At 73.1% G+C, this 7,426-nt stretch carries 9 protein-coding genes; 4 read left to right on the top strand and 5 right to left on the bottom strand.

Annotated features, from left to right (window positions below):
• The 3 genes from VGD85_RS06180 to VGD85_RS06170 form a co-directional block, all read right to left on the bottom strand.
• Window positions 1-798, bottom strand: a 798-nt coding sequence (locus VGD85_RS06180; RefSeq protein ID WP_331062571.1) for a M24 family metallopeptidase, incomplete at its 3' end; no start/stop codon positions are given.
• On the bottom strand, window positions 795-1,742 hold the full coding sequence (locus VGD85_RS06175; RefSeq protein WP_331062570.1) for an NAD(P)-dependent oxidoreductase: 948 nt from the start codon (window positions 1,740-1,742) through the stop codon (window positions 795-797). The genes VGD85_RS06180 and VGD85_RS06175, both read right to left, overlap by 4 nt.
• Window positions 1,739-2,875: an alpha/beta hydrolase family protein gene (locus VGD85_RS06170; RefSeq protein ID WP_331062569.1), complete on the bottom strand. Its 1,137-nt coding sequence runs from the start codon at window positions 2,873-2,875 to the stop codon at window positions 1,739-1,741. The genes VGD85_RS06175 and VGD85_RS06170 overlap by 4 nt, the downstream gene beginning before the upstream one ends.
• Before the next feature lie 127 nt (window positions 2,876-3,002).
• Between VGD85_RS06170 and VGD85_RS06165 the strand changes: the two genes are divergently transcribed.
• The 3 genes from VGD85_RS06165 to VGD85_RS06155 are packed head-to-tail and all read left to right on the top strand — an operon-like array spanning window position 3,003 to window position 6,115.
• Entirely contained in the window at window positions 3,003-3,917 is a 915-nt protein-coding gene (locus VGD85_RS06165; protein WP_331062568.1) for an ABC transporter substrate-binding protein, read from the top strand.
• A gap of 7 nt (window positions 3,918-3,924) precedes the next feature.
• Entirely contained in the window at window positions 3,925-5,082 is a 1,158-nt protein-coding gene (locus tag VGD85_RS06160; RefSeq protein ID WP_331062567.1) for an MFS transporter, read from the top strand.
• A gap of 7 nt (window positions 5,083-5,089) precedes the next feature.
• Complete coding sequence (locus VGD85_RS06155) at window positions 5,090-6,115, top strand: LacI family DNA-binding transcriptional regulator (RefSeq protein WP_331062566.1); 1,026 nt, start codon at window positions 5,090-5,092, stop codon at window positions 6,113-6,115.
• Here VGD85_RS06155 and VGD85_RS06150 read toward each other — a convergent pair.
• On the bottom strand, window positions 6,077-6,745 hold the full coding sequence (locus VGD85_RS06150) for an alpha/beta fold hydrolase (protein WP_331062565.1): 669 nt from the start codon (window positions 6,743-6,745) through the stop codon (window positions 6,077-6,079). The two genes, VGD85_RS06155 and VGD85_RS06150, sit on opposite strands and share 39 nt — an antisense overlap.
• A gap of 87 nt (window positions 6,746-6,832) precedes the next feature.
• Between VGD85_RS06150 and VGD85_RS06145 the strand changes: the two genes are divergently transcribed.
• Window positions 6,833-7,027, top strand: coding sequence for a hypothetical protein (locus tag VGD85_RS06145; protein ID WP_331062564.1), 195 nt, complete (start codon window positions 6,833-6,835; stop codon window positions 7,025-7,027).
• Here VGD85_RS06145 and VGD85_RS23160 read toward each other — a convergent pair.
• Window positions 7,010-7,270 carry a hypothetical protein gene (locus VGD85_RS23160; protein ID WP_414690767.1) on the bottom strand — a complete coding sequence of 87 codons (261 nt, stop codon included), beginning with the start codon at window positions 7,268-7,270 and terminating at the stop codon, window positions 7,010-7,012. The genes VGD85_RS06145 and VGD85_RS23160 overlap by 18 nt on opposite strands.
• Between the last annotated feature and the right edge of the window lie 156 nt (window positions 7,271-7,426).

Below are 7,426 nucleotides of genomic sequence, written 5' to 3'. Positions count from 1 at the left end.
GTTGAAGGAGTGGATGATGTCGAAGAACGCCTGGTCGCCGGGGCGGATCAGCCGGTCGGTGAAGTTGTGCGGGTGCGGGTTGCAGCGCTCGCCCGAGATCGCGTTGACGGCCTCGACCTGGTCCGAGCCCATCTCGTAGAGCCGCCGGTTGGCGAGCGCGACGATCTCGTTCTCCCGGACGCCGGGCTTGAGCGCCTCGACGATGTCCTGGTAGACACCGTCGACCATCGCGGCCGCCTGGTTGAGCAGGATGATCTCGTCCTGGCTCTTGATGCAGCGCGCGTCGAGCATCAGCTGCTGGGCGTCGACGACCCGCAGGCCCTGCCGCTCCATCTCGAAGAGGAACGGCGGCTCGACGATGTCCATGCCGACCGGGAGGTCCGCGACCCCGGCCTCGACGAGCAGTGACTTGATCTCCGCGACGGCGTCGGCCATGAGTCCGACGGACGGCGCGACGGCGCCGCGGAAGCCGAGGAAGCCGGCCCGGTAGTTCTCCTCCGGGACCCACTGGCTGTACTTCTTGTGGTGCTTGACCGCGGACCCGAAGTCCCACAGGACCGGGTCCTTGCCGCGGGCCAGCAGCGCGTAGCGGATCATCTTGTCGCCGAGCGCCCCGCCGATCCAGGTCTGCGTGGTGTAGCGGATGTTGTAGAAGTCGAACAGCAGGAACGCCCCGCACTCGCTGCCCTCCAGGGCCGCCTTCGCGCGCTCGATCCGGTAGCGGCGCAGCCGGTCGAAGTCGACCCGCTCCTCGTAGTCGACCCCCATGTGCCCCGGAGCGGGGATCGGCGCGGTCATCCGCCCAGCCCATCGTCGACCGGCACGTTCTCGGGCTTCAAGGTGACGCCCGAGTTGTGCGCCTGCAGCTCCAGGAGGATCGCGAAGTCCTCCTCGACCCGTCCGCTGCTGACGCTGGCCTGCACCGCGGCGGCCGCCGCAGCCGCGACCGGCATCGGCACGTCGAGGTCGTGGGCGGCCGCGAAGCCGAGGTCGAAGTCCTTGCGCAGCAGGATCGGGGTGAAGGTCGGCGTGAAGTCCAGGTTCACGAACGCCGGCGTCTTGTAGCGGGTGAACACCGACCCCATGACCGACTTGTTGAGGAACTCCAGGAACGCCGCGCGCGGGATGCCGCCCTTCTCGGCGAGGACGGTGATCTCGGCGAGGTTCTGGGTGACCACGCCCAGCATCACGTTGTGGCAGATCTTGGCGAGCCGGGCGAGCTCGCCCTCCCCGACGTACGTCGCGCCCTTGCCGAGGTGGTCGAGCAGCGGCGCGAACCGCACGTACGCCTCCTCGGGGCCGGAGACCACCAGGGTCAGGCCACCAGAGCGCACCACCTTGCCGTTGCCGCTCACCGGTGCGGACAAGAAGTCGACGCCGCGCTCGGTGCACGCGGCCCGCATCGCGGCGGACGCCTCGGTGGAGACCGTCGAGCAGTCGACGACCGCGCCGGGCACCCGGTCGGGGTCGGCGAGCAGGCCACCCTCGCCGACCAGCACCTGCTCGAGGTCCGCCGGGGCCGAGACCATCGTGAAGACGACGTCGAGGCCGCGCAGGTCGGCGATGGTGTCGGCGACCTTGCAGCCGACCTCGGTCAGCGCCTCGGCCTTGGCCCGGGTGCGGTTCCAGACGGTGACGTCCTCCCCGGCCAGGGCCAGGCGACTCGCCATCGCGGCGCCCATCCGGCCGGCGCCGATCCAGCCGATCGTGATGGTTCCAGGCTGGTGGGTGGTGTCGGTCATGAGCCTGCCTTCGGGGTTGTCAGTGGTGTTGTCAGTGGGGTTGTCAGTGGGGTTGTCAGTGCAGGTACGGCGAGCCGGGCGGCCAGCCAGTCAGCGGTGCGGGGCCGGTGCCAGGGCTCGACGTTCGCGCAGCCGTGGTTGCCGTCCTCGATCATCACGAGCTCGACCGGTCCGGCGACGGCGTCGCGGAGACGAACGGCGTTCTCCCACGGGATCAGCCGGTCCTGGCGGCCGAAGACGATGAGCAGCGGCGCGACCAGGTCGCCCGCGACGTCCTCCATGCCGAGGGTGAGCGCGATCTGGCGCGCCTCCTCGTCGGTGGCGGCGCCGCTGCGGGCCCGGAACGTGTCCCGGGTCAGCTGGGGCAGGCCGTCCCAGTACTCACCGAAGTTGAACGGGCCGGCCAGGGCGACGCACGCCGCGACCCGGTCGCCGAGGGAGGCCGCGATGCGGGGGGCGTAGTAGCCGCCCAGGCTGACTCCCCAGACGCCGAGCCGACCGCGGTCGACCTCGGGGAGCTCGCCGAGCGTCGCCCACAGGGTCTCGGCCACCGGGCCCCAGTCGCCGCGGATGTGCAGGTCGTACTCCGCCTCGCCCTGGCCGGGGCCGTCGACGGTGAAGGTCGCCAGGCCGCGGACGAGGAAGGTCTCCTCGGTCGACCGGAGCTCCTCCTTGGTGGAGTCCAGGCCCGGGACCAGGACCACGACCGGGTGCGGGCCGTCGCCGGCGGCGCCGCCGGGGACCCGGAGTACGGCGACCAGCCGGCCGCCCTCGAACGGCATCTCGACCCGGCGGCCGGGCGGGTCCAGGTGCGGCAGCGCGGCGTCGTAGCAGGCGACCGCCCGGGCGTGGGCGGCGCGCATCTGGTCGGGGTCCTCGACGAACACGAACTTGGCGAAGTGGTGGTAGACCGCGGCCTGGGCCAGGTGCTCGCCGGCCGAGCGCAGCCGACCCTCGGCCAGCGCGTCGCGGCCGAGCGCCTCGTGCTCGGCTCCGGCGGCCACCCAGGCTGCGCACCAGTCCGACCAGCGCTCGATCCCGGCGGTGACCCGCTCGAAGTCGGCCACGGTCACGCCGTTCACCGTGAACCGCGGCCCCCAGTGGGCGACCGCGGAGGCGACCAGTTCGTCCATCGCTGCCTTTCCCGGTCGTCGACTGCAAACGAGTGCAGCGTCCTTCATCCCTCTGGTCGTTGTCAACCCATCCGCCGCGCGTGACCGCGTTGCTGCAATCGACTGCACAATCCGCTACCGTGCGCTCGTGGCAGACATCAGGGTCGGGTCGTTCACGCCGTCGGTCCTGCTCGACGTGGCCCGGTCGACCGGGCGTCTCGCGGACCGCGGGCTCGCGGGAGACCTCGAGGTGGAGGAGGTGCCGGTCGCCTCCTCCCCCGCCCAGTTCCGCGCGCTCCTCGACGGCGAGCTGCACATCGCGCTGACGAGCCCGGACAACGTGCTGGCCTACCGGTTCAACCCCGGCAACCCACTGGGCGAGCTGGCCGATGTCTCGATCGTCGCGGCGGTCGACCGGGGGATGGGGTTAGGCCTCTACGGCCGGCCCGGCACGACCGCGGCCGGCCTGCGGGGTGCCCGGATCGGCGTCGACGTCGCCACCTCGGGCTTCGCGCTCGCCCTCTACGCCCTCGCCGACTCACTCGGCGTCGCGCGCGAGGAGTACGAGCTGGTCACGCTGGGCTCGACGCCGCGCCGGCTGGACGCGCTGCTCGCCGGGGAGTGCACCGCCACCATGCTCAACGCCGGCAACGAGCTGGTCGCCGAGCAGCGCGGCTGCGTGCGGCTGGCGTCGGTGGCCGAGCGGCTCTCGCCGTACCTCGGCTCCGTCGTCGCCGTGTCCGGCACCGCACAGCTCGACGCCGCCCGACGACTCTCGGCCGCGCTGCTCGACACCGCGCGCGAGATCGTCGCCGGGCGCCTGCTCGAGGAGACGGCCGCGTCGGCCGCGCGGCAGCTCGGCCTCGACGCCGGGCTCGCGCAGCAGTACGTCGCGCGGCTCCGCGACCCGGTGGACGGGCTGGTGCCCGACGGCGCCGTCGACCGCGGCGCCCTCGAGACGCTGGTGCGCCTGCGCCGTACCTACCTGCCCAGTCCCGCCCCCGGCGGCGGTGACGTGCTGGACGCGGCCCTCGACCCGGACTCGGGCCTGGTGCACGCGTGATCCGCCGGTGAGCGCCCACCTGCGGCGGCTGCAGGTCACGACCTTCGTCAGCACGCTCGACCGGTTCGCGATGCCGCCGATGCTGGTGGCGATCGCGCATGACCTGGGCGCCTCGCTGGCCGAGGTCGTGCAGGCCGCCGGCGCGTACTTCCTCGTCTACGGGCTGAGCCAGCCGTTGTGGGGCATCGTGTCCGACCGGCTCGGCCGGGTGCGGACGATGCGGATCACGCTGCTGGCCGCGGGCCTGTTCGCGCTGCTCTCGGCCGGTGCCTGGTCGCCGCTCTCGCTCGCCCTCACCCGCGGGCTGGCGGGCGGGTTCTTCGGCGCGGCGTACCCCGCCACCTTGATCTACGTCGGCGACACGGTCGCGATCTCCGAGCGGCAGCGCGACATCGCCCGGCTGATGGTCGGCGTCGCGACCGGCACCGCGCTCGCGTCGGTCAGTGCCGGCGTCCTCGCCGACGTCCTGTCCTGGCGCGTGGCCTTCGTGATCACCGGCGTCGCGTCGGTGACGCTGGCCGCCTGGACGCTGCGCCGGCTGCCCGAGCCCGCCGCGTCCGCGCGGCCGGGCTCGGTCCGCGAGGCGATCGCCACGGTCGCGCGGTCGCGGGCGGCGTTGCTGGTGCTGCTCCTCGCGTTCACCGAGGGCGCCGTCCTGCTCGGTGGTCTCACGCTGCTGCCGCCCGCGGTCGAGAGCACCGGCGCCACGGCCGCGGTCGCCGGGACGGTGACCGCGGTGTACGGCGTCGCCGTCTACCTGGGCTCCCGGCTGGTCGGTCGCCTGTCGGCGACCTGGCACCCCTCGCAGCTGATCGCACTAGGCGCCGGGTCGGCGGTCGTGGCGTGCGGGCTGCTCGCGATCTCGCAGGACCCGCCGGTCGCGGTCGTCGTCGCCCTGCTGCTCGGACTGGCCTGGACGTCCATGCACTCCTCCCTGCAGACCTGGGCGACCGAGGTGCTCCCCGCCGCCCGGGCGACCGTCGTGTCGTTCTTCGCCGGCTCGCTGTTCGTGGGCAGCGCCCTCGCGGCCGTGGTCGTGGCCGATCTCGCCGACGCGGGGCGGTTCACGCTGATCTACGCGTCGTACGCCGCCCTCGCGGTGCCGCTCGGGATCGGCGCCGGTCTGGCGCGGCGGCGCTGGGTGCGGCCCGGGGGCGGGGGGTGAACCTAGGATGAGCGCCGTGCAGACCCCGACGCTCCGGGACGTGGCCGATGCAGCGGGAGTGCATCCGGCGACTGCGTCGCGCGCACTGAACCCCGCGACCCGGGGCCTGGTGAACGCCGACACGGCGCGCCGGGTGATCAAGGTCGCCGAGTCCCTCGGCTATCGGCCCAACCCGATCGCCCGCGGCCTGAAGACCGCCAAGTCCGGCACCGTGGGCCTGGTCATCCCCGACCTCACGAACCCGCTGTTCCCGCCGATCGTGCGCGGCATCGAGGCGGTGCTGGAGCCCGCGGGCTACAGCGGGCTGGTCGTGAACACCGACAACGACCCCCACCGCGAGCAGGCCCAGATCGAGTCGCTCCGCTCCCGTCAGGTCGAGGGCTTCATCGTCGCGACCGCCCTGCTCGACCACCCCCTGCTCGCCCGGCTGCAGCAGGAGGGCGTGGTGATGGTGATGGTCAACCGGCGTCCCGACGGCCTCGACGTCCCCTCGATCACCCCCGACGACGCCACCGGCATCGAGCTCGCCGTCCAGCACCTCGCCGACCTCGGCCACACGCGGATCGCGCACCTGGCCGGACCGGCGAACACCTCGACCGGCGTGGTCCGGGCGCGGGCGTTCCGCAACGCGGTCCGCGACCGGGGTCTCGACGACGACCCGTCGCTCCTTGCGACCTGCCGGTACTGGACCGAGGACTCCGGGGCGACGGCGCTGCGCACCCTGCTCGACGCGGGCGCGGAGTTCACCGCCGTGGTCGCCGGCAACGACCTCATCGCGCTGGGCTGCTACGACGTCTTCGCCGAGCGCTCGATCGAGTGCCCCCGCGACATCAGCGTCGTGGGATTCAACGACATGCCGTTCCTCGACAAGCTGCGGCCACCGCTGACGACCGTCGCCGTGCCCCATCAGCAGATCGGCGCCGAGGCGGCCCGGATGCTGCTCGACGCGATCGCCGACCCCACCCGACCGTCCCGGTCCGTGCTGCTGCCGCTCTCACTGGTGGTGCGCGGGTCCACCGCTGCGCCGCGCTGAGGCGACGAGGAGCTCAGCCAACTCCTCGGGCCGGCTCAGGTGGGCGCAGTGGCCGGCGTCGATCTCGTCGGGATCGCTGATGTCGAGGCGATCGGCCGCGACCCGGCGCTGGAGCGCCGGCGGGAGGAACCGGTCGCGGGCGGTGACGACGTACCGCACCGGGACCGACGGCAGGTCCGGCACCGGGCAGGGCGTTGCCGCCAGCCGCTCACTGGTCGGCCGCTCCCTCACCATCGCCTCGGCGGCGAGGTCAGCCGGGACGTCCTCGTAGAAGAGCACCATCGGGTCGGCCGCGGCCCCGGACCAGCCCACGTGGGCGAACCAGTCGTTCGGCGCCTCACCAGCCGTCGGCACCATCCCCGCGACGTGGACCTGCAGCCGGGCGCCGAGCCGGTCCGCGACCAGGGGAACGAGGAAGCCACCTCCGGAGTGGCCGACCACGACCACGTCGCCGGCCGGGCCCACGGCGTCGGCGACCGTGTCGACGCACTCGGCCCAGGTCGCGTCGTCGCGGTCCGTGGGCAGGTCGGGGGCGACCGCCTCGTGACCGCGCGTCCGGAGCGCGTCGCACACCCGCTGCCAGGCCCAGCCGCCGTCCCCGGAGCCGTGGAGGATCGCGAACGTCGTCATGCACACACCGACCGCGCGGAGCCGCCGCACTCATCGCGGTCACCGGTATCCTGCGGGCACGGCTCTCTACTCGGGGGAGGAGACCTCATGGGACGCAAGGCTCGGATCGCACTCACGATGGCGTTCTGCGCAGCGTGGATCCTGCTCGTCGACGCGGTGTTCGACCACCGCCGACCTCCCGGCGATCCCGCCTGGTGGGCGTTCTATCTCGGCGGCCTCGCCGTCATCGGCGCCGTCTGGATGGCCGTCGAGTCGCTGGTGCGGTCACGGCGAGGCAGCTGACACGACGTCGCCGGCCTGTCCGGCGGTCGGCGACGCGAGCAGCGCGAGCCGTTCGGCGGTGTCGGTGCCGGGCTCCGCGTGGTAGACGACGAGCGTCTGCCCGTCGGTGCCCTCGACCGCGAGCTCGGACAGGTGCAGGTCCAGCCGAGTTGGACCGGATCGGCGGCTAGGCCAGGCCCCTCGGGCTGCTGTCTGCCGTCGAGTGACGTGAACTGGCTGAGATCCGGGCTCCCCGGCAGCCACTTCGCGTCACTCGATGGGACAGGCCAGCCCGTGGATCAGCCGGCTCAGGCGGCGGCCTTGCGGGCCTGCTGCGTCAGCCGGGCCTGCGCGGCCCGGCGGACCTTGGGGCCGCCGGTGGCCATCTTGTAGAGAAGCGCCAGCTGCTGGGGCGCGTTC

Origin of the sequence: Nocardioides sp. (genome assembly GCF_036401255.1) — a bacterium.
GTDB lineage: Bacteria > Actinomycetota > Actinomycetes > Propionibacteriales > Nocardioidaceae > Nocardioides.
This window is presented reverse-complemented; position numbering and strand designations above follow the sequence as displayed.